Genomic DNA, 25,023 nt, shown 5'->3' with positions numbered 1-25,023 from the left:
TCGATCCTCCTGGTGGAACAGAACGCACGCGCTGCGCTCGAAATCGCCGACCAAGCCTACCTTGTCGAACTCGGTGAAGTGCGCCGTGCAGGTCCAGCCGCGGAACTCGCCGTCGATCCGGCCCTGATGGCGAGCTATCTCGGGGCCGGCACGGAAGTCGTCTGAGGTGAACCTCAGTTCTGGTCGAGCACCCGCGACAGGCTGATCGCAGCGATCGTGCAGATTGCGCCCGAGATCAGGTAGCCGCCGATGAAGATGATGCCGAAGCTGCTGGCGAGCCCGAGCGCCACGAGCGGCGCGAAGGCGGCGCCGACGAGCCAGGCAAGATCCGAGGTCAGGGCAGCGCCGGTATAGCGATATTGCTGGGAGAACCGTGACGATACGGCGCCCGAGGACTGTCCGAAGGTAAGGCCGAGCAGCGCGAAGCCGATCAGGATATAGGCGTCCTGGCCCTTGCCGCCGGCATCGAGCAGGAACGGTGCGGAGAAGCTGAAGATCGCGATCAGGATCGCGCCCACCATGAGCTGGCTGCGCCGGCCGATCCGGTCGGCGATGACCCCCGAAAGCACGATGCCGATGGCGCAGATTGCGGCTCCAAGAACCTGGACCCAGAGGAATTCAGCCGCCGACTGGCCGCCATTGAGCATCACCCATGTCAACGGGAAGATGGTCACGAGATGAAACAGCGCAAAGGTCGCGAGCGGCACGAAGGCGCCGAGCACGACGTCGACACTGTGCTTGGAGAGCATCTCGAAGATCGGCCGCGCCTGAAGCTCTCTGGCTTCCATCGCCGCCCCGAATTCCTTGCTGGCGACGATGCGCAGCCGCGCGAAGAGCGCCACGACATTGATGGCAAAGGCGACGAAGAACGGGTAGCGCCAGCCCCAGGAGAGGAAATCCGCTTCCGACAAATTGGTGACGAAATAGGCGAAGAGCACGCTCGCCAATGCAAAGCCGATCGGCGCGCCGAGCTGCGGGATCATGGCATACCAGCCACGATGGTTGGGGGGCGCACTAAGATTCAAGAGCGATGCGAGGCCGTCCCACGCGCCGCCGAGCGCGAAGCCCTGGCCGAGCCGGAAGAGGGCGAGCAACGCCACCGACCAATAGCCGATCGCATGATAGCCCGGCAGAAAGGCGATCGATGCGGTCGAGCCCCCCAGGATGACGAGGGCGACGGTCAGCTTGACCCCGCGGCCATAGTTGCGGTCGACCCACATGAAGGCGAAGGAGCCGACCGGGCGTGCGAGGAAGGCCAGCGGGAAGATCGCGAAGGCCATCAGCGTCGCCGCGACGGCATTGGGCGCGAAGGGGAAGACCAGCTTGGGGAAGACCAGCACCGAGCCGAGGCCATAGACGAAGAAATCGAAGAATTCCGAGGTACGACCGATGACCACGGGTATGGCGATACTGCCCGGCGACAGCGGCCTGCCGTCGTCGTGCATACGGCGGGCATCCCGCTCGAGGCCGGAGGAACTGGGATTGACGACCGTGCTCATGGTTTTCTCCAGGCGATCTGCGTCACTTCGCTCAGTGTTGACCAATCAACGCCCGAGATCAAGTTTTTGACGCAAGAACGTGAACTCCGCGTTGCAATATACCTATGCCCGCCGCAGACTGCATCATATCTTGAGGTATGGGCTGTCACCGCGGCGCATATTCGCTAGTATAAAACAGCTGGAGGGAATAGCCCCGAATCCTATGCCGCACTGCGACAGAATGCTGCGCTGCGGCGAACGGTCCCATTCCCAAGCGTGATTGCGCCCGATTAATGCCAATTGTCTAAACGCAAGTTGAGCTCGAAATGGCCACGCAATTCAGATTCGCCGGACGAACGATCGTATTTCTGACCCTGATGCTCGCGCTGACGGGCTGTGACCTGGTGGTCATGTCGCCCTCGGGCGATATCGCGGCCCAGCAGCGCGACCTGATCGTCATTTCGGTCTTCCTGATGCTGCTGATCATCGTGCCGGTGATCTTCCTCACGCTGTTTTTCGCCTGGCATTACCGCCAGTCGAACACATCGGCGACCTACGATCCTGAATGGCATCATTCGACCGGGCTCGAAGTCATCATCTGGTCTGCACCGCTGGCGATCATCATCGCGCTGGGCGCCGTCACCTGGGTGAGCACCCACAAGCTCGATCCCTATCGCCCGCTCGACCGGCTGGATGCGGCCCGTCCCGTCACCAAGGACATGAAGCCGATCAATGTCGAGGTCGTCGCACTCGACTGGAAATGGCTGTTCTTCTATCCGGATTACGGCATCGCCACGGTCAACGAGATGGCGGCCCCGGTCGACGTGCCGATCAATTTCAAGCTGACCGCATCCTCGGTGATGAACTCGTTCTACGTGCCCGCGCTGGCAGGCATGATCTACACGATGCCGGGCATGCAGACCAAGCTGCATGCCGTGATCAACAAGCCGGGCGAATATGAAGGCCTGTCGTCCAACTACAGCGGCGACGGTTTCTCCCATATGCGCTTCAAGTTCCACGGCCTCGACCAGGCCGGCTTCGAGGCCTGGGTCGCTCGGGTGAAGCAGAACGGCACGGCGCTCAACCGCGACGCCTATCTGAAGCTCGAAAAGCCGAGCGCCAAGGAACCCGTCCGCTACTATGCCAGCGTCGAGAACGGCCTCTATGACGCGGTGCTCAACATGTGCGTCCGCCCGGGCTCGATGTGCATGAAGGAGATGATGCATATCGACCTGATGGGCGGCAGCGGCGTCGAGAGCCACGAGAACAAGGCCAAGCTCGAGCATGACAATCGCCATGCCGAGGACGAGGGCCTGGCCGCGACCCATCCGGCGACCGGCAACCAGCCGCGCAGCGAAGAGCCCGCGGAGGGTATCGATGCCGACGGCCAGAAGCCCGCCACGACAGACCACAACATGCAGGACATGAACGACGCCGATCCGGCCGATCCGGCCCCGGCGCATGTTCACGACAGCAACTGACGCCGCATTTCGAGAGATTTTGGACAGATCATGTTCGGTGACACAACTCTAACCCAATTCGTCTTCGGGCGGCTGACCTGGGAATCGATTCCCTATCACGAGCCCATCCTGGTCGTGACCTTCATCGCGGTCGCGCTCGGCGGCATTGCCGTGCTGGCGCTGATCACCAAATTCAAGCTTTGGGGCTATCTCTGGACCGAGTGGTTCACCAGCGTCGATCACAAGAAGATCGGCATCATGTATGTCATCCTGGCGCTTGTCATGCTGCTGCGCGGCTTTGCCGACGCGATCATGATGCGCATCCAGCAGGCAATCGCCTTTGGCGGCAACGAGGGCTACCTCAACCCGCATCACTACGACCAGGTCTTCACCGCCCATGGCGTGATCATGATCTTCTTCATGGCCATGCCCTTCGTCACCGGCCTGATGAATTATGTCGTGCCGCTGCAGATCGGCGCGCGCGACGTCTCCTTCCCCTTCCTCAACAATTTCTCGTTCTGGATGACCACGGCCGGCGCCGTCATCATCATGATGTCGCTGTTCGTCGGTGAATTCGCCCGCACCGGCTGGCTGGCCTATCCGCCGCTCTCGGGCGCGGATTACAGTCCGGGCGTCGGCGTCGATTATTACATATGGGGGCTGCAGGTCGCGGGCGTGGGCACGACGCTATCGGGCATCAACCTCATCGCGACAATCGTCAAGATGCGCGCGCCGGGCATGACCTTCATGAAGATGCCGGTCTTCACCTGGACCTCGCTCTGCACCAACATCCTGATCGTCGCGACCTTCCCGATCCTCACCGCCACCTTGGCGCTGCTCTCGCTCGACCGCTACGTCGGCACCAACTTCTTCACCAATGACCTTGGTGGCAATCCGATGATGTATATCAACCTCATCTGGATCTGGGGCCATCCGGAGGTCTACATCCTTGTCCTGCCGGCCTTCGGCATCTTCTCCGAGGTCGTCGCGACCTTCTGTGGCAAGCGTCTGTTCGGCTATGCGTCGATGGTCTACGCCACCTGCGTGATCATGATCCTGTCCTATATCGTCTGGCTGCACCACTTCTTCACGATGGGCTCGGGCGCCTCGGTCAACGCCTTCTTCGGCATCACCACGATGATCATCTCGATCCCGACGGGTGCCAAGATGTTCAACTGGCTCTTTACGATGTATCGCGGCCGCATCCGCTACGAGCTACCGATGCTGTGGACGATCGGCTTCATGGTGACCTTCGTCATCGGCGGCATGACCGGCGTGATGCTGGCTATTCCGCCCGCCGACTTCGTGCTGCACAATTCGCTGTTTCTGATCGCGCACTTCCACAACGTCATCATCGGCGGCGTCGTCTTCGGGTTGATGGCGGGTGTCGTCTACTGGTGGCCCAAGGCGTTCGGCTACAAGCTCGACTACTTCTGGGGCATGCTGAGCTTCTGGTTCTGGCAGATCGGCTTCTTCTTTGCCTTCATGCCGCTCTATGTGCTCGGCCTGATGGGCGTCACCCGCCGCGTCAGCCAGTTCGAGGACCCGTCGCTGCAGATCTGGTTCATCATCGCCGCCTTCGGCGCCGGCCTCATCGCGCTCGGAATCGCCTCCTTCCTCATCCAGATCGGCGTCAGCTTCCTGCGCCGCGAGCAGCTGCGCGAGACCTCGGGAGACGCCTGGGATGGCCGCACGCTCGAATGGTCGACCGCCTCGCCGCCGCCGGACTACAACTTTGCCTTCACCCCGGTCGTGCACGACCATGACGGCTGGTACGACATGAAAAGCCGCGGCTATGAGCGGCCGATCCAGGGCTTCAAGCCGATCCACATGCCCAAGAACACCGGCACCGGCGTCATCCTGGCCGCGATCAGCACGGCGCTCGCCTTCGGCCTGATCTGGTACATGTGGTGGCTCGTGGCCGTCTCCTTCGTGGGGCTGATCGCCACTGCGATCGGGCACACCTTCAACTACAAGCGCGACTTCTACATCCCGGCCGAAACCGTGGCCACGACCGAGGACGCGCGGACGAAATTGCTGGCAGAGCAGGCCTGACATGACAGACCAGACACACGCCGACACCACCCAAGCGCCGCAGTTCTACCTCGAGGAAGACCATCATCCGGAAGGCAGCACCATGCTGGGCTTCTGGCTCTACCTGATGAGCGACTGCCTGATCTTCGCCGTCCTCTTCGCCACCTATGGCGTGGTCGGGCGCAACTATGCGGCAGGGCCTTCGCCGGCCGATCTCTTCGACCTGCCGCTGGTCGCGCTCAACACCTCGATGCTGCTCTTCTCCTCCATCACCTACGGCTTCGCCATGCTGCAGATGGAGCGCAACGCCAAGATGGAGACGCTGTTCTGGCTTGGCGTGACCGGCCTGTTCGGCCTCGCCTTCCTCGGCATCGAGCTCTATGAATTCAATCATATGATCCACGAAGGCGCCGGCCCGACGCGCAGCGCCTTCCTGTCCGCCTTCTTCACTCTGGTTGGCACGCATGGCCTGCATGTCACCTTCGGCATCATCTGGCTGGTGACGCTGATGGTGCAGGTCAAGATGCACGGCCTGATCCCGGAAAACCGCCGCCGCCTGATGTGCCTTTCGATGTTCTGGCACTTCCTCGACGTCATCTGGATCGGCGTCTTCTCCTTCGTCTACCTGATGGGAGTCCTCGGATGAGCCCGGAACCGCAAGCCCCCACCCATGAAGGCCACCAGGCCCATCATGCCCACAGCCACGGCCATGACGCTGGCCATGGCAGCCTCCGCAGTTACATGATCGGCTTCGTCGCCTCGATCATTTTGACCGCCATTCCCTTCTGGCTGGTCATGGGTGGTGTGTTCGAGAGCAAGCTTTTGACGGCCTTCTTCGTCATGGGCCTCGGCGCGGTCCAGATCGTCGTGCACATGATCTTCTTCCTGCACATGAACCCGCGCTCGGAAGGCGGTTGGACGCTGATGGCGCTGATCTTCACGATCGTCATCGTCGGCATCACGTTGGCCGGCTCGCTCTGGGTCATGCATCATCTCAATGCCAACATGATGCCGATGACGCAGGAGATGATGAAGAACATGCCCTGACGGGCGGAACGGCGATGGATCGTGCGGTGCCGCCAGAAGAGCTGAACCGAATGCCTCGGTCGCGTCGGATCCTCGTCAGCGTCATGCTGTTGCTGGTCACGATCTTCGTCGCGCTGGGCACATGGCAGGTGCAGCGGCTGTTCTGGAAGCTCGACCTGATCGCCCGCGTCGAAGAGCGGATTCATCGCGAGGGGGTCGCTGCGCCGCCGTCGTCCGAATGGGATGATATCGGCGCCGAGAAGGATGAATATCGCCATGTGACAGTGAAGGGTACCTTCGATCACGCCAAGTCGGTGCTGGTCCAGGCGGTGACGGAACGTGGGGCCGGCTTCTGGGTTGTGACACCGATTCTGCGGGACGATGGGTCGACGATCCTGATCAACCGCGGCTTCGTGCCGTCGGGTCGCCGCGATCCAGCGTCGCGAGTTGATGGGAATGTACCCGGCCAGGTGTCCGTGGTCGGGCTTCTCCGCATCAGCGAGCCGGGCGGCGCGTTTCTTCGTAACAACGACCCGGCCGGGAGCCGGTGGTATTCACGGGATGTCGCAGCGATCGCCGCAGCCCAGGGCCTGGAAAAGGTCGCACCTTATTTCATTGACGCCGACGCCACGCCCAATCCGGGCGGCCTGCCGATCGGAGGCCTGACCGTCGTCAACTTCCGTAACAGCCACTTGGTCTATGCTCTCACCTGGTTTGCTCTGGCGGCGATGAGTGCGGTCGGCGCCTATCTGGTGCATCGCCGCCGAATCGTGTGACGACGCCTTGCTTTTTGCTGGCAGGCCGATTTCGTCAGGCAATCGGATAGCTGCGCTTGACTCGCGCTCGATGTCTGTATTTTAATCACGCCTGCGGATTAGGCATTCAACATCCGCAATCAAATGACTTTAAAGTCGCAGGGCAGTTTCGCCCCATGACGCCCCGCGGTACGCGGGACCAGCGTCGTGGGGTTTTTCGTATTTGGATTTGAGATGAGCGACGCGTTGAAGATCGGCATCCTCTATTCGACCACCGGGCCCTATGGCGCGATGGGCGTCGATGCCCGCGACGGCGCGATGCTGGCGATCGAGGACTGCACCGAGCGGACCGGCCGCGTCATCGAGCCGATCTTCTACGACCCGCATGCCAGCCTCGGCGCCTATCTCGACGGCGCCCGCCACCTGTTGCGCGAGGGCTGCCGGCATATTGTCGGCACGATCACCTCGGCGGCGCGCAAGGAAGTCATCCCGCTGGTCGAGAAGCATGACGGCCTCCTGTGGTACATGTGCCCCTATGAGGGGTTCGAGGCCAACGAGAATGTCATCTATGTCGGAGGCTGCCCGAACCAGCACCTGATCCCTGCCTTCGAATATCTCATCCCGCGCTATGGCGCACGGCCCTATCTCACCGGCGCCAACTATGTCTGGGGCTGGGAAATGAACCGGCTCGCGCGTGAGCTGATCGCCAATGCTGGCGGCGAGGTGCTGGGCGAACGCTACCTGCCGCTGGAAGAGACCGCCGTCGACCGCATCATTGCCGAGATCGCAGAACGCCGGCCGAGCTTCGTGCTGAACAACCTGATCGGCCCGTCGAGCTATGCCTTCCTCGAGGCGATGAAGGCGCTGGGCGACCGCGACCCGGCTTTCCGCCCGGAGAACTGCCCGGTGGTGAGCTGCGACCTGATGGAATGCGAACTCGACCTGATCTCGGCCGGCAGCGCCATGGGCCAGCTCTGCGCAGCTTCTTATTTCGACAATCTCGACACGCCTGAAAACCGTGACTTCAAGGCCCGCGCCGCGCAGCGCTATGGCCGCGAACGCCGCATCTCCAGCGTCTTCGCCAGCGCCTACACTGCCGTCGATCTTTGCATCGGCGCGATCCTTGCAGCGGGAAGCGACGAGCCGCAGGCGGTGCGCCGCGAGGTGCATGGCCAGGAATGGCCGTCCCTCTTCGGGCCGCTCACTGTGGACAGCCGCACCAACCATGCGGCGCTGCCCTTCCATCTTGGGCGGATCAATGCCGAAAGCGGCTTCGACGTTATCGCCTCGCGCCCGGCGCTTGCAGCCGATCCTTACCTCACCACGCGCGGCACGCATATGCCGGCGAAGCTGAGGGTCGTGTCATGAGCCGGACCCCGAATTTCACCGGCTGGCACGCCGTGATCCTGCATCGCGAGGATGCCAATACCGAGCGGCTGGAGCGCCAGCTCGGCCTGCTCGGCATTCGTTCGACCAGGCAATGGGAGCCGCTCGCGGCTGGGGATTCGGCCGACCTCGTGCTCGTCGATGCCGATCAGGGCTGGGACGATCTTCTGCCCGCCAAAGGCGATGAGTTGGGCAAGCCGCTCGTGGCCTTGCTTGGCTCCGAAGCGCCAGGGCGCATCGCCTGGGCGATGCAGCAGGGCGCGAGCGCCATCATCCCCAAGCCGGTCGCTGCTTCCGCCGTTTACCCCGCGCTGGTCATGGCGGTCTCGATTCATGAAGAACGCCGCGCGGTGGCCGAACGGCTGCAATATCTCGAAGAGCGCATACGCATGCGGCCGTTGGTCCATGCCGCCGTGGAAAAGTTGCGCGCAGCGCGCGGCCTCGACGAGGAACGCGCATACGCAATTCTGCGCGACTGCGCCATGCGTCGCCGGCTGTCGATGGAGCAGGTTTCGGCCATCTTTCTGGGCGGCCTGGAGCCACTGCCGGAGGTCGGCTGATGGGCGTCGTCCGTTCGCTTGTCTGCCAGCCCACCGCGCTGTTCGGCCTCGCCGTGGTGCTTCTCGTCGTCGTGCTGGCGCTGGCCGCACCGCTGATCGCACCCTTCAGCCCCGATGAGCAGATGTTCGACGGGCTGACGCTCGAAGGCGCGCCGATGCCGCCCGACGGCCAGTTCCTGCTCGGCACCGACACGCTCGGCCGCGATCTCTTCTCCCGCATGCTCTACGGCGCGCGCACCTCTCTGATCATCGGCCTGGTGGCCAATGGCATCGCGGTGGCGATCGGCCTCTTCATCGGGATCGTCGCGGGCTACATGCGCGGCTTTATGGGCAATGTGCTGATGCGCTTCACCGACCTGATGATGGCCTTTCCGGCGCTGCTGCTCGCCATCGTGCTCGCCGCACTCCTCCGCCCGAGCCTGTGGATCGTCGCCATGGTGATTGCGCTGGTCAACTGGGTGCAGGTGGCGCGCATCGTCTATACCGAAACGCGCGGGCTGGTGGAGCGCGACTTCATCATGGCCGAACGCTCGCTCGGCGCCGGCCATGGCCGCATCCTGCTCCTGCACATCCTGCCGCATCTGATCCCGACCGCGATCGTCTGGGGCACGCTCGGCATCGCCACGACCGTGTTGCTCGAAGCGACGCTCTCCTTCCTCGGCATCGGCGTGCAGCCGCCACAGCCCTCATGGGGCAACATCATCTTCGAGAGCCAGAGCTATTTCCAAGCGGCACCCTGGCTGGTCTTCTTCCCGGGCGCCGTGATTCTGCTCACGGCGCTGGCCTTCAACCTCGTCGGCGACGCGCTGCGCGACATCCTCGATCCGACGCAGCGGGGGAGGGGTTGATGGTGTTCCTGCTTCTCCGTCGGCTCGGTCAGGCACTGCTCATCCTGCTCGGCGTTGCCGCCATCACCTTCGTGCTGCTCTATGCGCTGCCGGCCGACCCGGCGCGGATGCTCGCCGGCCGCAGCGCGACCGCGCAGACTGTCGCCTCGATCCGCCACGAGCTCGGCCTCGACCAGCCGCTGCTGGTGCAGTTCTGGAACTACATATCGGGCCTCGCGCAGGGCGATCTCGGCCGCTCCTATGCGCAGAAGACCGAGGTCTGGACGCTGATCGCCGCCCGTCTGCCGGCGACACTGACGCTGATGGCGGCCGGAATCTTCGTCGAGGTGGTGCTCGGCGTCACCTTCGGCACGATCGCCGCGATAAACCGGGGCAGCTTCGTCGACCGGCTGGTGATGATGGCGTCGTTCGTCGGCGTCTCGGCACCGCAATTCGTCGCCGCGCTGCTGCTGCTCTATCTCTTCGCAGTCACGCTCGGCTGGTTCCCGATGAGCGGCTATGGCAGCTTCGCCCATATCGTCCTGCCGGCGGCAACGCTCGGCATTCTCGGCGCCGGCTGGTATGCGCGCATGGTGCGCTCGGCGATGATCGACGTGCTGAACCAGGACTATGTCCGCACAGCCCGCGCCAAGGGCCTGTCCTCGGCGCGCATCATCTTCCGCCACGCGCTGCCCAACGCCATCCTGCCTGTTATCGCCATGATCGGCATCGATATCGGCCAGTTCATGGGCGGCGTGGTGGTGGTCGAGGCAGTCTATGGCTGGCCGGGCATCGGCCAGCTCGCCTGGCAGGCGATCCAGCAGATCGACATACCCATCATCATGGGCGTGACGCTGACCTCGGCGCTCGCCATCGTGATCGGCAATCTTCTCGCAGACCTCATTGCGCCGGTCATCGACCCGCGTATCCGCACGACCTGACAGCAGCAACCAAAGAAGGGGAACATCAATGTTCAAACGCTGGTTACTCGGAACGACAATCGCCTTGGTGACGATGCTTTCGCCGCTGGTCGCATCGGCCGAAGGCAAGGACATCATCGTCACCTACAAGGACGACATCACCACGCTCGACCCGGCCATCGGCTATGACTGGGTCAACTGGTCGATGATCAAGAGCCTCTATTCACGCCTGATGGACTATGAGCCCGGCACGGCCAACCTCGTGCCGTCGCTGGCCGAGAGTTTCGAAGTGGCGCCTGATGGCCTGACCTACACGTTCAAGCTCCGCAAGGGCGTGAAATTCTCCAACGGCCGCGAAGTCATCGCCTCCGACGTCAAATACTCGATCGAGCGCGCTGTCGATCCTAAGACGCAGGGCCCCGGCGCCGGCTTCTTCGGCGCGATCAACGGATTTGCCGAGCTGACCGGCGGCAAAGCGACTGGCCTTTCCGGTATCGAGACGCCTGACGACTCCACCGTCATCTTCAAGCTCTCGCGTCCCGACGCGACCTTCCTGCATGTCATGGCGATCAACTTCGCCTCGATCGTGCCGAAGGAAGCCGTGGATGCCGCGGGCGGCGATTTCGGCAAGAAGCCGGTTGGTTCCGGCACCTTCATCCTCAAGGATTGGACGATCGGCCAGAAGCTCGTGTTCGAGAAGAACCCGGCCTATTATGTCGCCGACGTGCCGAAGATCGACAGCTTCACCGTCGAAGTCGGCCAGGAGCCGCTCGTAGCACTTCTGCGCCTGCAGAAGGGTGAAGTCGATATCGCCGGCGACGGCATTCCGCCGGCAAAATTCCTCGAGATCAAGAACTCGGCCGAAGGCGCGCAGATGATCGTCGATGGCGAGCAGCTGCATACCGGCTATGTGACGCTGAACGTCAAGGTGAAGCCCTTCGACAATCTCAAGGTCCGCCAGGCGGTCAACCACGCCATCAACAAGGAACGCATCGTCCGCATCCTCAACGGCCGCGCCACGCCTGCCAAGGAAGTGCTGCCGCCGCTGATGCCGGGCTATGACAAGGACTATGCCGGCTACGAATACAGCGTCGACAAGGCCAAGGCGCTCCTCGCCGAAGCCGGCCTGCCGGATGGCTTCGAGACCGTGCTCTATTCGACCAACACCGATCCGCAGCCGCGCATCGCACAGGCGATCCAGCAGGACCTCGCGGCGATCGGCGTCAAGGCCGAGATCCGCGCGCTGGCACAGGGCAATGTCATCGCGGCCGGCGGCACCGAAGGCGAAGCGCCGATGATCTGGTCGGGCGGCATGGCCTGGATCGCCGACTTCCCGGATCCGTCCAACTTCTACGGCCCGATCCTGGGCTGCGGCGGCGCGGTGCAGGGCGGCTGGAACTGGTCGTGGTATTGCAACGCCGAGCTCGACAAGCGTGCGGTGGCGGCCGACTCGATGTCCGACCCGGCGAAGGTTGCCGAGCGCATCGAAGCGTGGAAGGGCATCTTCACCGATGCGATGAAGGATGCGCCGTGGATCCCGGTCACCAACGAACGCCGCGTCGTTGCCAAGTCGCTGCGCATGGGCGGTGCCGACAACATCTATATCGATCCGACCCGCGTCATCAATTACGACGCGATCTTTGTGAAGTAAGGCCCTGCGGTCGAAGATTGCCCATCACCCTACCCTCTCCCCTCAAGCGGGGAGAGGGGAAAATTGGGGCAGCCACAGTGCCACACCTCCCTTCTCCCCGTGACCACGGGGAGAAGGTGGCGGCAGCCGGATGACGGGCTGTCGCAGATCCATTCCCGGAGAATCCCCATGTGCAGCATCTGCAACCACACGATCCACCAGGCCCAGCATAATTTCGGCTGGAACCGCGACTTTCCGCCGGCGCTGACCGCCAAGCCCGGCGAGACCATCCTGTTCGAATGCATGGATTCCTCCGGCGGACAGCTGGGCGCGGATGCGACGCTGGAAACGCTCGCCAATCTCGATTTCGCCAAGATCAACCCAGTCTCCGGCCCGGTCTATGTCGAGGGCGCCGAGCCGGGCGATGCGTTGAAGGTCTCGATCCGCAAGTTCCATCCCTCGGGTGTGGGCTGGACAGCCAATATTCCGGGTTTCGGCCTGCTCGCCGACCAGTTCAAGGATCCGGCGCTGCATGTCTGGTCCTATGATACGGTGTCGATGGCACCCTCTGCCTTCGGCCCCGGCGGCAAGGTACCGCTCAAGCCCTTCACCGGAACGATCGGCGTTGCACCGGCTGAGCCCGGCTTGCATTCCGTCGTCCCGCCCCGGCGCGTCGGCGGCAATATGGATATTCGTGACCTCACGGCCGGCGTGACGCTGTACCTGCCGATCGAGGTCGAAGGTGCGCTGTTCTCCGTTGGTGACACTCATGCTGCTCAGGGCGACGGCGAGGTCTGCGGCACGGCGATCGAAAGCCAGATGAATGTCGAACTGACGCTCGATCTCGTGAAGGGCGCGAACCTCAAGACACCCCGCTTCACGACCACCGAGCCGGTTACCCGCCATCTCGACGGCATGGGCTACGAAGTCACGACCGGCATCGGCCCGGACCTGATGACCGGTGCCCGCGAGGCGGTCATGCGCATGATCGACCTGCTGACGGCGGAACACGGTTACAGCCCGGTCGATGCCTATATGCTCTGCTCTGTCTGCGGCGACCTCAGGATCAGCGAGATCGTCGACATGCCGAACTGGGTCGTGACCTTCTACTTCCCGAGGATCGTGCTCGCGTGACGGAAATGCAGCCAACAGGGGCGCCGGTGCTCAGCGTCGAGCGCCTCTCGGTCGATGCGCGTACGCCCGAAGGCCTCAAGCCGGTGCTCGAGGACATCTCGTTCGATCTCCATGCCGGCGAGACGCTTTGCATCGCCGGCGAGAGCGGGTCGGGCAAGTCGGTGACTTCGTTGTCTATCATGGGGCTCCTGCCCAAGGCGTCGCTGAGGGTCACGTCGGGCAACATACGCCTCGGCGACCAGGACCTGACCAAGCTCTCCAACAGCCAGATGCGGCATATCCGCGGCGGCGAGGTTGCGATGATCTTCCAGGAGCCTATGACCTCGCTCAACCCGGTCATGAGCGTCGGCGCGCAGCTGGTCGAGGCGATCCGCGAGCACCAGGGCTCGATCAATGCCGAGTCGATCGCGCTCGACATGCTCGAAGCCGTGCAGATCAGCGAGCCCAAGCGCAGGCTGAAGCAGTTTCCGCATGAACTCTCGGGCGGCATGCGCCAGCGGGTGATGATCGCCATGGCGCTGTCCTGCCGGCCCAAGGTGCTGATCGCCGACGAGCCGACCACTGCGCTTGACGTGACAGTGCAGGCACAGATTCTCAAGTTGATGCGCAAGCTCAAGTCGGAGTTCGGCACCTCGATCATCATGATCACACATGACATGGGCGTGGTCGCTGAGATGGCCGACCGCGTCGTGATCATGCAGCATGGCAAGATCGTCGAGCAGGGCAACTCGCTCGATGTGTTCGGCCATCCGCGCGAATTTTATACGCGTCAACTCCTCGCCGCCGTGCCGCGCCTCGGCGCACACGCCGGCACCGATGGCCCGCCGCGCGTGCTGAAAACCGGGGCCCCGGCAATGCCGAGGGCAACGGCACCCGTGCTCAATGTCGCCAATCTCAGCGTCACCTATGGCAGCGGCACGGGGCTATTCTTCAAGCGGCGGGCGGCGGCTGCGACGGTGAGCGGTGTCTCCTTCAACATCATGCCTGGCGAGACGATGGGGCTGGTCGGCGAGAGCGGCTCGGGTAAATCAACGACCGGCAAGGCCGTGCTCGGGCTGATCTCGTTCTCGGGCTCGGTGCAGCTCGAAGGGTGCGACATCTCGGGCCTCTCCCAGCGCGAGATGCGGCCGATGCGCCGCTCGGCGCAGATGATCTTCCAGGATCCCTATGCCTCGCTCGATCCGCGCATGTCGGTGGGCAAGGCGGTGGCCGAGCCGCTCGTCATTCACGATATCGGCAATGCCTCAGAGCGGCAGGATCGGGTGGCGGAACTGCTGCGCCGTGTCGGCCTGACTCCGGACGCCGCGACGCGATACCCGCACGAATTCTCCGGCGGTCAGCGCCAGCGCATCTGTATTGCCCGGGCGCTCGCGCTGGAGCCGAAGCTGATCGTCGCCGACGAGAGCGTCGCGGCACTCGATGTCTCCGTCCGCGCCCGCGTGCTCGATCTGATGCTGGAACTGCAGGAGACGATGGGGCTGGCTTATCTCTTCATCTCGCACGACATGGCAGTGATCGAGCGCATGTCGCACAAGGTGGCGGTGATGCGCGGCGGACGGATCGTCGAGGCCGGCACGCGCCGCGAGATCTTCGAGAATCCGCGCGAGGACTATACCAAGGCGCTGATGGCGGCGGTGCCGATCCCGGACCCTCAGGTCTATCGGCGTCCGGCGGCCTTCATCGGCTGACGGCCATTTGCGGAGCGACTGCGGACCAGCTGCCGCCGCACTGTCGGCAGCCCGCTCGCTCGCCTTTTCCGCTGCCACGCCTGGATGTTCAGTCCACGCCGAACAGATCCCTCGTGTAGACCTTGTCCTTCACATCCTTGAGTTCCGCCGTCATCCGGTTGGCGAGGATGACGTCGGAGGTCCGCTTGAAGGTGTCGAAGTCGCGCTCCACGCGGGAGCGGAAGAACTGTTCGTCCGGAAACGTCGGCTCGAAGACGATGACCTCGATGCCCTTGGACTTGATGCGCTTCATCACACCCTGGATCGAGGAATCGCGGAAATTGTCCGAGCCCGCCTTCATCGTCAGCCGGTAGACGCCGACCATTTTCGGCTTCATCCGGATGATGCTGTCGGCGATGAAATCCTTGCGGGTGGTGTTGGCATCAACGATCGCGCGGATCAGATTCTGCGGCACTTCGCTGTAGTTGGCGAGCAGCTGCTTGGTATCCTTCGGCAGGCAGTAGCCGCCATAACCGAAGGAGGGATTGTTGTAGTGACTGCCGATGCGCGGATCGAGCCCGACGCCGTCGATGATCTGCCGCGTGTCCAGTCCATGGGTGACGGCATAGGTGTCGAGTTCGTTGAAGAAGGCGACGCGCATGGCGAGGAAAGTGTTGGCGAAGAGCTTGATTGCCTCGGCTTCGCTCGCCCCGGTGAACAGCGTCGGGACATCCTTCTTCACTGCGCCCTGCTTGAGCAGATCGGCGAACATTTCTCCCCGCGCCGAGCGCTCGCCGACGACGATGCGCGACGGATAGAGGTTGTCGTGCAACGCCTTGCCCTCGCGGAGGAATTCCGGCGAGAAGATGATGTTGTCGAAGCCGAGCTCGGCACGTGTCTTGTCGGTGAAGCCGACGGGGATCGTCGACTTGATGACGACGAGCGCATCGCGGTTGACTGCCATGACGTCGCGGATGACGGATTGTACCGACTGGGTGTCGAAATAATTGGTGTCGGGATCGTAATTGGTCGGCGTTGCGACGATCACCACGTCGGCATCGCGATAGCTGTCGGTCTTGTCGTGGCTGGCGCGGAAGTCGAGCGCCGGATTGGCCATGAACGCCTCGATGTCAGGGTCGACGATCGGCGACTTGCGTTGGTTCAGCATCTCCACCTTCTGCGGCGCGATGTCATAGGCCACGACCTCATTGTGCTGCGCCAAGAGCAGCGCGTTGGACAGGCCAACATAGCCGGTTCCGGCAATGGCGATCTTCATTGTTTTCTCCATGTTGAGCCGATTTGGCTCCGGCAGGCGTCATAGATGCGGAAGCCGCTTTCGATGCGTCCGATTCGCTTCGTGGTCTGGTGGTTGAATATAGCCGTCCAGCAGTGCGACACCTCCTGGTAAATGGGCCTTCCAGACGTGGGGCGAACCCCGCGCCTTTGACTGAAGTCGTCGCTGACGACATCGGACCGGGCACAACCGAGCTCCCGATCCGCGATGGAACGATTTTGAGCCTCACTCGAAATCGCCAATAACGCCACAATTAGACCGGAGTGCCGTTTATTCGCAAGTGCGAAATAAACGGAATGCCACAGTTGGCGGTGAGGCGGCCATTCTCGAACATTTTCTCATGTGCTCAGGTAGCCTCCTCCAGTATTCCAGAATTATATAGCATAATCATATATTTATGCAGCTTCTTCAGAGTTGGTTTTTGGGGGCCAAAACACGTCTCGAGCTACCGCACTGCGGCATTTATGCTGATCTGCGGGTTGCCCCGTCGTTCCCATCCGGTTTATAAATCGGGCGAACGCGCTATCGCCAGCGACAACCAGGGTTATGCCATTGGCCTATGTAGAGCGATATTCACCGGGCCAGATTCACGTCCGCCGCCGGACCTTTTTCGGCCTGGAACTCGGGTCAGACCTGTTCTTTACAGGTGCCCTCTGCCTGCTGCTGACCTTCATTGTCGTCGAAGTGCGCTATGAAGCAGCAGCATCGTCGCTCAGTCGCGAAACGCTCGGCCTCGCCGTGATCGAGGGCGCCGGCGGCGACATGATCCGGCAGCTTACCTACTTCATGACCTTTGTCGTCGTGGGCGGCGTGACGTTCCTCTTCACCCGCCCGAGATCGATCATTCCCATCTCCATGCCCTATAATGTCGCATGCCTTTGGTGCCTATTCAGCGCCATCTATGCGATCCAGCCGGGGATCTCGATTCGCCGGGCGATCGGCATGTACATCATCCTGCTGGCCGTCGGATGGTGTATCCAGAATCTCGGTGCCGCCAAGACGTTGCGCACCGTCTATATCTTCCTCGCCGCGATCATCACGGCGTCCTACATCGCAGTTCTGCTGTCGTCCATTCCGCTGTTCTCCTTTGCGGTCCACCCCGCCGACGAGATCGACACGACGCTGATCGGCGCCTGGAGGGGCGTGATCCCGCACAAGAACATTGCCGGCGCAGTGATGATCCACGCGTCGCTGTTCTTTTTCCATCATGCGATCAACAGAAGGAAGGCCCTCGACTTCCTGTTCTTCTTTCTCGCCGCAACGTTCCTCGTCTTCACCAAGTCGAAGACGTCGATCAGCTGGTTCCTCATCGTTCTCATGGCCGGCCTCGGCTACAGGTTCATCATGCTCTATGGCCTGCGACCGTTCTTCAATGTCGCGACCGCCTTCATGGCGTTCTGGCTCGCGGTGTTCACCTGGGCGGAATGGGATCTGGTGTTGCGATTCTTCTCCAATCCCGAAAATCTCTCGGGTCGGATCGGGATCTGGGAATCCGTGATGCCCTATATCGAGAAGAATCCGATCCTGGGCTCCGGCTATGGCTCCTTCTGGGCGATCGGCTATTCCTCCCCGATCTTCGAAACCGCAATTACCGAATTCATCTCGCAGATCGGCCATTCTCATAGCGGTTACATCGAAGTGCTCCTGACGACAGGGCTCGTCGGCCTGACGCTGGCCATCATCGCGCTGATGATCGTGCCCTACTATCGCTTCGCCAATCCGTTGAATTCGGACGTCAAGCTGAGCGCCATGCTGTTTTCGATGTGGCTGTTCGGGATGCTGCAGAACTTCACGGAAAGCCAGTTCTTCTCGCCGGACAAGCAGAGCTGGGTCTTCGTGGTTATCGCCATCACCATCATCCATTCCCGGCACATGGCGGCGAAGGATCGTGACTATGCATGGCTTGAGGCGACCCGTTGGCCGCCGGCCAAACCGCAGCGGCGGCTGCAACCATAGCCGCAAAGAAGGAACATCGAGATGAACATCACGCGACGATCGCTCCTCGCCGCCGGCGCAGCCTTGCCTGTGCTCGCGGTCACCAAACCGTCAACCGCAAACGAGACGACGCTGCGCCAGGCGGCCACCGATCGCAAACTCATCTACGGAGCGGCGGTTTCGACAGGCCTTCTGGCCCAGGACAAGCCATTCGCCAATCTGATTGCCGACCAGGCAAACATGCTCGTTGCCGAAGGCGAGACGAAGCGCAAGGCGATCGAGCCCAAGCCGGGGCATTTCAATTTCGCGTCGACCGAGCGGCTTCTCGCTTTCGCCGGGAAGCACGGGCAGAGCATGAGAGGCCATACCCTTGTCTGGCATGAAGCAAATCCCGACTGGCTGTTGGCGAAACTCGAGGAAGGAGCCGATGAGAAGCTCCTGACCGACTACATAGAAAAGACTGCCGGGCATTTTCGCGGAAAGTTTCATTCCTGGGATGTCGTCAATGAGGCGATCGATCCGGACGAGGGCGGCGAGGAGGATCTCCGCATCAGTTCGCCCTGGTACAAGGCGTTCGGTGCCGGCTACATCGAGACCGCCTTCCATGCGGCCCACGCCGCCGATCCGGATGCGCTGCTGTTCTACAACGAGATCAATCTGGAAGCGGACGTGTGGTGGGCGGAGCGGCGCAGGCAGGCCGTGCTCAGGTTGCTCGAAAAACTATTGAAGAAAGGCGTGCCCCTGCACGCTCTGGGCATCCAGTCCCATCTCAAGGCCTATCGGCTCGACTATCCCGACGAGGTCTTCTCGCGCTTCCTCGATGAGGTGGCAGGGATGGGGCTGAAGATACTTATCACCGAATTCGACATTGCCGATATCGAAGGCCCATCCGACCCTGCGCAACGCGATGCGGACATTGCCGCGCTAGGCCGCCGCCATCTCGACGTCGCATTCTCCAAGCCGGCGGTCCTCGGCTGCCTGACGTGGGGCATTACCGACCGCTATTCCTGGCTGTCACGCTATGACAATTACAAATGGGCCGATGGCAGCCTGTCGCGCGGCTTGCCCTTCGACGCAAACCTGCAGCCGAAGAAGCTCGATTTCGAAATGCTGCAATCCTATCGGGACGCTCGGCGCGCCTGAAGGCAAGATGCCTATTTCCGGCCGCCCTGCATGCGGGCCCAGAGCACCCAGGCCACGACGGCGATGATCGATATCGGCCAGAAAATATAGGCGATGGCGGCGTAATACCACACGACCTTCGGGCCGCGCCCGCTGAGCCACGTCGCCATGGTCCCCGCGAACAAAAAGAACAGTCCACCGATCAACCAGATCTGAAAGTAGGTATTCAAGACGCTTGCCCTCAAGCTCAACATGTCCCGTAGCCTAGTAGAGCGAAAGCGGGACAATTAGCAATTGATTTACCAGGGGTGACGCTCATTGTTTTTGACGTTGGTAAATTTGCGCCATTTTGGGACGCCTCGCCGCCCCTCCAACACTTGTGTTCCGCCATGCAGAACACGCCGCCGCGCGGCTATGGATCGGCGAGAGCAGAGAATTAACCATCCGCAGAAGTGTAAATTTGCACTTACTAATATTAGTAACGGGTGAAACTTTGCACCTTCTGGTTATGCTTTCTTAACAGGGTTCGCTGCTATCGCGGATCCAGGACAAGGAGACGCGAATGGCCAACAAAGGCGTTACCCTCTGGGCAGATCAGAGCGAGCAGACTCTGATCGGGACGGAATTCGATGATGTGCTGGGCGGATTCCACGGTGCATCGACGCTGATCGGTAACGGAGGCGACGATACATATTACGTCGTTTCATCGTTTAACACCGTGGTGGAGACAACGGGCGGCGGTAATGATTCAGTCATCACCTGGCTGAGCTATACGCTCGGCAGCGATGTCGAAAATCTCCAGGTGTTGGGCGCCGATACGATCGGCATCGGCAACGACCTCGACAACAGCATTTTCGGCGGTGAAGGCCGGCAGCAGATCTTTGGTGCCGGCGGCAACGACACGCTGTCGGGTGGCACGGGGGATGACCTGTTCATCGTCCGCGAGAATTCCGGCTCCGATGTCATCACCGACTTTGAAGCAGGCGATCTCGTCCAATTGGGCAGCTATGGATTTACCAACTATTCTGCCGTGCTCGACCAGATGCAGCAGTCGGGCTCCGATGTCGTCATCCAGCTCAATGCCGGCGAGACGCTGACATTCCGGAACCGCTCGATCGCCGATTTCAGCGCCGACGATTTCCAGTATGCGCTGGATACGGCGAAGCTCGACCTCACCTTCCGTGACGAGTTCGACAGCCTGAGCCTTCAATCCGGCGGCGGCACGTGGCGGACCTCCTTCTGGGATGGCGAAGGCGGCCGTTCGCTGGCTTCCAACGGCGAATTGCAGGTCTATATGGATGAGGCCTATCTCGGGCTGGGCGTGAACCCTTTCTCCGTCCAGGACGGGATACTCAACATCCACGCCGATACGGCGAGCGCCGATGTCCAGGCCGAGACAGGCTATGACTATACATCCGGCATGCTGTCCTCCCGCGACAGCTTCACCCAGACCTATGGCTACTTCGAAATCAAATGCCAGATGCCTGAGGGCCAGGGCACGTGGCCGGCCTTCTGGATGCTGCCGGCAGACGGGTCCTGGCCGCCGGAGCTCGACGTCGTCGAGGCGCTCGGCAGCGACAGTTCCACCTACTTCATGACGGCTCATTCCAACAGCACGGGCGAACATACCAAGACGGGCTTTACATCCTGGGTCGGCGACATAACGGATGGCATGCACAGCTATGGGGTTCTCTGGACGCCGGATGAGCTGGTCTGGTATGTCGATGGTGCCGAAGTCTTCCGCACCGCCACGCCGGCCGACATGCATCAGCCGATGTATATGGTCACGAACCTGGCGATCGGCGGTGTCCTGCCGGGGGCTCCGGACAGCGACTTCAGCGGCGCCGATCTCAAGATCGACTACATCAGGGCCTATCAGCTCAATGACGGATCGATCCCGTCGACCGTCACATCGGGCGTGACAACCACGCTGGATCACATCGCGGTCGCACTCGTGCTGACCGGCACGCTGGATATTAACGGCACGGGCAATGGCCTCGACAACACGCTGACGGGCAATAGTGGCAACAACATCCTCGATGGCGGTGCCGGCGCCGACACGATGATCGGCGGTCTCGGCAACGACAGCTATCTGGTCGATGACACCGGCGACGTCGTCACCGAACAGCCTGACGAAGGCCTGGACACGGTGAATGCCTCCGTTACCCATATCCTGTCCGCCAATGTGGAAATCCTGACCCTGACAGGTGCAGCCCATATCAACGGCACCGGCAACGACCTTGCCAACACGCTGACCGGCAATGCAGGCGACAATATCCTCAATGGCGCAGATGGTGCCGACGCAATGATCGGTGGCGCCGGCGATGACAGCTATTTCGTCGACAATTCCAGCGATATCGTCACTGAGTGGTCGAATGGTGGAAACGACGGCGTCTATGCGTCGGTCAGCCACGTGCTCTCGTCGAATGTCGAGAACCTGACACTGACCGGAAGCGGTAACATCAACGGCACAGGCAACTGGGCCGCCAATACCATCACGGGCAATGCCGGCAACAACGTGCTCGACGGCGGCACCGACGCGGACCGATTGGCCGGCGCACATGGCGACGACACGTACTATATCGATAATTCGGCAGATGCCGTTGTCGAGAATGCCGGTGAGGGAACGGACGCTGTCTTTTCGTCGGTGTCCTACACGCTGTCGGCCAATGTCGAGAATCTCACCTTGACGGGGAGCTGGAGCCTTGGCGGCACGGGCAATGAGCTCGCAAATGTCCTGACCGGCAATTCGGGCGCCAATGTTCTCAATGGCATGGGCGGCGCCGACACGATGGCGGGCGGGACGGGCAACGATACCTACTATGTCGACAATGCCGCCGACATCATCAATGAATGGTCCAACGCCGGTACCGACGCCGTCTACTCGTCGGTCAGCTACGCTCTGCTCACGCATGCCGAGAGCCTGACGCTGACAGGCAGTGGCAATCTCAACGCCACGGGCAACTGGCTTTCGAACAATCTGACCGGAAATGCCGGAGACAACGTGCTCGACGGCGGCACGGGCGCCGATGCCATGATCGGCGATTCCGGCAATGATTCCTACTATGTCGACAATGCCGGCGACGTGGTCACGGAATGGTGGAACCGTGGCATCGATACCGTTTACGCCTCGGCGTCCTACGTGCTCGCGGCGAATGTCGAGAAACTCACCCTCACCGGCATCTGGAGCCTCAACGGTACAGGCAACGATCTCGCAAATGTCCTCATCGGCAATCAGGGCGCCAACATCCTCGATGGAGCGGCCGGCGCCGACACCCTGATCGGCGGTGCGGGCAACGATACCTACCTGGTGGACAACTGGAACGACGTGGTGACCGAGGAGGTAGGCGGCGGCCGCGATCTGGTCAAGTCCTCAATTACCTACCGGTTGGCAACCAATGTCGACGATCTGGCACTTGTCGGCAGCTCCAATATCAATGCCACCGGAAACGAGCTCAACAACGCGCTCGCCGGCAACAGTGGTAACAATGTCCTGGATGGTGGGACCGGCGCGGACGCGATGAGTGGTGGAGCTGGTAACGACAGCTACACGGTCGACAATGCCGGCGACGCTATCACGGAATGGTGGAACAGCGGAACGGACGGCGTCAACGCGTCGGTCTCCTTCACTCTGAGCGCCAATGTCGAGAACCTGACGCTGACCGGCGCCGCGGGTATCGACGCCACGGGCAACGATCTCGCCAATATCCTGACCGGAAATTCGGCCGACAACGCCCTTAACGGCGGGGCTGGCGCCGATGCGATGATCGGCGGCGCGGGCAACGATACCTATCATGTCGACAATGTTGGCGACGCGATCACCGAGTGGTGGGGCCAGGGGACCGACACTGTGCTGTCCAGCGTCGCTTTCACGCTGAGCGCCAATGTCGAGAATCTGACCCTGACCGGCTCGGCCAGCGTCTCGGGCACCGGCAATGACCTCGTGAACGAGCTCGTGGGCAATGCCGGCGCCAATGTGCTGATCGGTGGGGCCGGCGCCGATCGACTGACGGGCGGCGCTGGAGCCGATACGTTCCGGTTCCTCTCGCAGGGCGAGTCGACCGTCGCCAATCACGATGTAGTCGTCGATTTCTCGCGGGGCGACCTGGTCGATCTGTCGGCGGTCTATGGCGGCACGCTGACATATCATCATGACCAGGCCTTCACGGGCCAGGCCGGCGAGGTGCAGCTGACGGCGTCCGGCGACGGCGTGCTCGTCAACATCGACCTGACCGGCGATAAGGCGTCCGATATGCAGATCTATCTCGCCAATGTTTCGATCGGCGCGATGCAGGAAGGCGGCGGCGATTTCCTTCTCTGAGGATGCTATCTCACATGTCCGCGCCGGCCCTACGGGCAGCGCGGACATCCCCGCTTTCCGGTATGTTTACGATCGCCTGTTACCGTGTCTCCGATCAAGGAGAAGCCAGATGGTGGAACTCGCAGTCGAATCGAGAATCATAAAGTTGCTGGCCTATGACCAAGAACAGCATCGCTTGCGAATCGAATTCAAGAACGGTGCGGTTCGGATTTTCTCCGGCGTGCCACCGAAAATCGTGAATGCGCTGGTGAACGCCAAATCACCAGGAACCTATTACATCGATCACATCCGGGCGAATTTCGAGAAATTGGCGGCCTGACTGCTCGCTGGAGTGACAATCGCAGGTACCTTTTTGTGTCCCTGTCAAAGTCCATTACAGAAAATTAATGTTCAATACGCCTCGTGATACAACCGGCGATTTAACTTCTTGAAATAGTTGCTTCCGGGAAATCTCAATTCGCCCGTGGGTTAGATAGCTGGCTGTTTAAACCGCCAAGGTCAAAGAACTCTTTTGTAGCGCTTTCAAAACTGTGTTTCGCCGTTCCTTTTGGGACACCAAAACGCCTAGAACTTTAGAGTTCTATACATTAGCGCGACAGCCCAACCATGGCCATAACGGCGCTGAGGCAATTTTAATTATCCTTTAAAATCAATATATTGAAAGTTTTACAAATATTTCCCGAGCCGCTTTTGGGAGGAATTTGGTCGACACCCTCGCAACTGCGTTATACGATACCGCATCGCAACATCGAGATATGGGGGCGAAATGAGGACAACAGAAATCATTGAACCCGGTCGCCGAATAGCGAACTTGTGGCGCGACCGTTGGGTGTCTTCTCTTGCAACCGGAGAGAATATCAGGGCTTTTCAGCTCATAGTGAAACGGGGCATGGACATCCTGATTTCGGGATCGTCGTTAATAATCCTGCTTCCGCTCTTTCTCCTGATCGCCGCTCTGATCAAGATCGAGAGCCGGGGTCCGGTGTTCTTCACGCAACAGCGTTGGGGCATGGGGGGCACGAGGATCAAGGTTTACAAATTTCGTTCGATGCGATCTGATCTTTGCGATCCCTCGGGCGTCCAGCAAACTATTCAGAACGACCCGCGGATCACGCCCTTTGGGGCCTTTCTCCGGAAATCCAATTTCGATGAACTTCCGCAGTTGTTGAATGTGCTGCGGGGCGACATGTCGCTTGTGGGGCCCCGATGCCACGCCATCGGCATGAAGGCGGCGGGTGTTCAGTATGAAGAACTGGTGCCGGCCTATCATGAGCGCCACAAGATGCGGCCGGGCATTACGGGCCTGGCCCAGATGCGGGGACTGAGGGGACCGACGATCTCCCGCTCGAAATCGAAGGCGCGCATCGCCTGCGACATCCACTATGTGAACAATTTCTCCCTGCTGCTCGACGTGAAGATCGCGTTCGGCACGCTCCGGCACGAAATGTTCAGGGGAACGGGCTTCTAGGAGCAA

20 protein-coding genes are annotated in these 25,023 nt (G+C 61.3%); 17 read left to right on the top strand and 3 right to left on the bottom strand.

Going from position 1 to position 25,023, the window contains the following annotated elements:
- Positions 1 to 173: 173 nt before the first annotated feature.
- A complete protein-coding gene (locus AC2YI2_RS24930) occupies positions 174 to 1,499 on the bottom strand; it encodes an MFS transporter (RefSeq protein WP_487389216.1) in 1,326 nt (441 codons plus the stop codon).
- A 305-nt stretch (positions 1,500 to 1,804) separates the two neighbouring features.
- Between AC2YI2_RS24930 and cyoA the strand changes: the two genes are divergently transcribed.
- The 12 genes from cyoA to AC2YI2_RS24870 all read left to right on the top strand — a co-directional run bounded on the left by cyoA (position 1,805) and on the right by AC2YI2_RS24870 (position 14,898).
- Positions 1,805 to 2,959: a ubiquinol oxidase subunit II gene (gene cyoA, locus AC2YI2_RS24925; protein WP_487389215.1), complete on the top strand. Its 1,155-nt coding sequence runs from the start codon at positions 1,805 to 1,807 to the stop codon at positions 2,957 to 2,959.
- 30 nt (positions 2,960 to 2,989) lie between these two features.
- Entirely contained in the window at positions 2,990 to 4,993 is a 2,004-nt protein-coding gene (gene cyoB, locus AC2YI2_RS24920) for a cytochrome o ubiquinol oxidase subunit I (RefSeq protein WP_487389214.1), read from the top strand.
- A gap of 1 nt (position 4,994) precedes the next feature.
- Positions 4,995 to 5,618: a cytochrome o ubiquinol oxidase subunit III gene (gene cyoC / locus AC2YI2_RS24915; protein WP_487389213.1), complete on the top strand. Its 624-nt coding sequence runs from the start codon at positions 4,995 to 4,997 to the stop codon at positions 5,616 to 5,618.
- Entirely contained in the window at positions 5,615 to 6,019 is a 405-nt protein-coding gene (gene cyoD / locus AC2YI2_RS24910; RefSeq protein ID WP_487389212.1) for a cytochrome o ubiquinol oxidase subunit IV, read from the top strand. The genes cyoC and cyoD overlap by 4 nt, the downstream gene beginning before the upstream one ends.
- 50 nt (positions 6,020 to 6,069) lie before the next feature.
- Entirely contained in the window at positions 6,070 to 6,774 is a 705-nt protein-coding gene (locus AC2YI2_RS24905; protein WP_487389211.1) for an SURF1 family protein, read from the top strand.
- Positions 6,775 to 6,987: 213 nt separating this feature from the next.
- Positions 6,988 to 8,121: a transporter substrate-binding protein gene (locus AC2YI2_RS24900; RefSeq protein ID WP_487389210.1), complete on the top strand. Its 1,134-nt coding sequence runs from the start codon at positions 6,988 to 6,990 to the stop codon at positions 8,119 to 8,121.
- Positions 8,118 to 8,699 (top strand): ANTAR domain-containing response regulator, encoded by a 582-nt coding sequence (locus tag AC2YI2_RS24895; RefSeq protein ID WP_487389209.1) that lies wholly within the window; start codon positions 8,118 to 8,120, stop codon positions 8,697 to 8,699. The genes AC2YI2_RS24900 and AC2YI2_RS24895 overlap by 4 nt, the downstream gene beginning before the upstream one ends.
- Positions 8,699 to 9,547, top strand: coding sequence for an ABC transporter permease (locus AC2YI2_RS24890; protein ID WP_487389208.1), 849 nt, complete (start codon positions 8,699 to 8,701; stop codon positions 9,545 to 9,547). The genes AC2YI2_RS24895 and AC2YI2_RS24890 overlap by 1 nt, the downstream gene beginning before the upstream one ends.
- Positions 9,547 to 10,467, top strand: a complete 921-nt coding sequence (locus AC2YI2_RS24885) for an ABC transporter permease (RefSeq protein ID WP_487389207.1) — start codon at positions 9,547 to 9,549, stop codon at positions 10,465 to 10,467. The genes AC2YI2_RS24890 and AC2YI2_RS24885 overlap by 1 nt, the downstream gene beginning before the upstream one ends.
- Before the next feature lie 28 nt (positions 10,468 to 10,495).
- Entirely contained in the window at positions 10,496 to 12,097 is a 1,602-nt protein-coding gene (locus AC2YI2_RS24880; RefSeq protein WP_487389206.1) for an ABC transporter substrate-binding protein, read from the top strand.
- Positions 12,098 to 12,265: 168 nt separating this feature from the next.
- Positions 12,266 to 13,210, top strand: coding sequence for an acetamidase/formamidase family protein (locus tag AC2YI2_RS24875; RefSeq protein WP_487389205.1), 945 nt, complete (start codon positions 12,266 to 12,268; stop codon positions 13,208 to 13,210).
- Positions 13,207 to 14,898, top strand: coding sequence for an ABC transporter ATP-binding protein (locus tag AC2YI2_RS24870; protein WP_487389204.1), 1,692 nt, complete (start codon positions 13,207 to 13,209; stop codon positions 14,896 to 14,898). The genes AC2YI2_RS24875 and AC2YI2_RS24870 overlap by 4 nt, the downstream gene beginning before the upstream one ends.
- 88 nt (positions 14,899 to 14,986) lie before the next feature.
- Here the strand turns inward: AC2YI2_RS24870 and AC2YI2_RS24865 are convergent, their stop codons facing one another.
- Positions 14,987 to 16,153: a nucleotide sugar dehydrogenase gene (locus tag AC2YI2_RS24865; protein ID WP_487389203.1), complete on the bottom strand. Its 1,167-nt coding sequence runs from the start codon at positions 16,151 to 16,153 to the stop codon at positions 14,987 to 14,989.
- A 570-nt stretch (positions 16,154 to 16,723) separates the two neighbouring features.
- On the opposite strand from AC2YI2_RS24865, the gene AC2YI2_RS24860 reads away from it, so the two are divergent.
- Positions 16,724 to 18,127: an O-antigen ligase family protein gene (locus tag AC2YI2_RS24860; RefSeq protein ID WP_487389202.1), complete on the top strand. Its 1,404-nt coding sequence runs from the start codon at positions 16,724 to 16,726 to the stop codon at positions 18,125 to 18,127.
- Between the two features lie 21 nt (positions 18,128 to 18,148).
- Entirely contained in the window at positions 18,149 to 19,249 is a 1,101-nt protein-coding gene (locus tag AC2YI2_RS24855; protein WP_487389201.1) for an endo-1,4-beta-xylanase, read from the top strand.
- 11 nt (positions 19,250 to 19,260) lie between these two features.
- Here the strand turns inward: AC2YI2_RS24855 and AC2YI2_RS24850 are convergent, their stop codons facing one another.
- A complete protein-coding gene (locus AC2YI2_RS24850; protein ID WP_487389200.1) occupies positions 19,261 to 19,458 on the bottom strand; it encodes a hypothetical protein in 198 nt (65 codons plus the stop codon).
- A gap of 332 nt (positions 19,459 to 19,790) precedes the next feature.
- Here AC2YI2_RS24850 and AC2YI2_RS24845 point away from each other — a divergent pair, with 332 nt between their 5' ends.
- The 3 genes from AC2YI2_RS24845 to AC2YI2_RS24835 all read left to right on the top strand — a co-directional run bounded on the left by AC2YI2_RS24845 (position 19,791) and on the right by AC2YI2_RS24835 (position 25,017).
- The gene (locus AC2YI2_RS24845) at positions 19,791 to 23,549 is read left to right on the top strand and encodes a family 16 glycosylhydrolase (RefSeq protein ID WP_487389199.1); all 3,759 of its coding nucleotides are present in this window, start codon (positions 19,791 to 19,793) and stop codon (positions 23,547 to 23,549) included.
- 109 nt (positions 23,550 to 23,658) lie between these two features.
- Positions 23,659 to 23,868, top strand: coding sequence for a KTSC domain-containing protein (locus AC2YI2_RS24840; RefSeq protein WP_487389198.1), 210 nt, complete (start codon positions 23,659 to 23,661; stop codon positions 23,866 to 23,868).
- Between the two features lie 447 nt (positions 23,869 to 24,315).
- A complete protein-coding gene (locus tag AC2YI2_RS24835; protein ID WP_487389197.1) occupies positions 24,316 to 25,017 on the top strand; it encodes a sugar transferase in 702 nt (233 codons plus the stop codon).
- Positions 25,018 to 25,023 lie beyond the last annotated feature (6 nt).

The organism is Rhizobium sp. SRI_017, from assembly GCF_057586295.1.
Note: the sequence above shows the minus strand (reverse complement) of the source record. Positions and strands in the feature narration are given on the sequence as shown.

Coding starts and splice junctions, on each gene's coding strand:
- cyoA (WP_487389215.1), top strand. CDS start 1,805: ATGGCCACGCAATTCAGATTCGCCGGACGAACGATCGTATTTCTGACC.
- AC2YI2_RS24865 (WP_487389203.1), bottom strand. CDS start 16,153: ATGAAGATCGCCATTGCCGGAACCGGCTATGTTGGCCTGTCCAACGCG.
- AC2YI2_RS24845 (WP_487389199.1), top strand. CDS start 19,791: ATGGCCAACAAAGGCGTTACCCTCTGGGCAGATCAGAGCGAGCAGACT.
- AC2YI2_RS24840 (WP_487389198.1), top strand. CDS start 23,659: ATGGTGGAACTCGCAGTCGAATCGAGAATCATAAAGTTGCTGGCCTAT.
- AC2YI2_RS24855 (WP_487389201.1), top strand. CDS start 18,149: ATGAACATCACGCGACGATCGCTCCTCGCCGCCGGCGCAGCCTTGCCT.
- AC2YI2_RS24900 (WP_487389210.1), top strand. CDS start 6,988: ATGAGCGACGCGTTGAAGATCGGCATCCTCTATTCGACCACCGGGCCC.
- AC2YI2_RS24895 (WP_487389209.1), top strand. CDS start 8,118: ATGAGCCGGACCCCGAATTTCACCGGCTGGCACGCCGTGATCCTGCAT.
- AC2YI2_RS24890 (WP_487389208.1), top strand. CDS start 8,699: ATGGGCGTCGTCCGTTCGCTTGTCTGCCAGCCCACCGCGCTGTTCGGC.
- AC2YI2_RS24905 (WP_487389211.1), top strand. CDS start 6,070: ATGCCTCGGTCGCGTCGGATCCTCGTCAGCGTCATGCTGTTGCTGGTC.
- AC2YI2_RS24835 (WP_487389197.1), top strand. CDS start 24,316: ATGAGGACAACAGAAATCATTGAACCCGGTCGCCGAATAGCGAACTTG.
- AC2YI2_RS24930 (WP_487389216.1), bottom strand. CDS start 1,499: ATGAGCACGGTCGTCAATCCCAGTTCCTCCGGCCTCGAGCGGGATGCC.
- cyoB (WP_487389214.1), top strand. CDS start 2,990: ATGTTCGGTGACACAACTCTAACCCAATTCGTCTTCGGGCGGCTGACC.
- AC2YI2_RS24885 (WP_487389207.1), top strand. CDS start 9,547: ATGGTGTTCCTGCTTCTCCGTCGGCTCGGTCAGGCACTGCTCATCCTG.
- AC2YI2_RS24880 (WP_487389206.1), top strand. CDS start 10,496: ATGTTCAAACGCTGGTTACTCGGAACGACAATCGCCTTGGTGACGATG.
- cyoC (WP_487389213.1), top strand. CDS start 4,995: ATGACAGACCAGACACACGCCGACACCACCCAAGCGCCGCAGTTCTAC.
- AC2YI2_RS24875 (WP_487389205.1), top strand. CDS start 12,266: ATGTGCAGCATCTGCAACCACACGATCCACCAGGCCCAGCATAATTTC.
- cyoD (WP_487389212.1), top strand. CDS start 5,615: ATGAGCCCGGAACCGCAAGCCCCCACCCATGAAGGCCACCAGGCCCAT.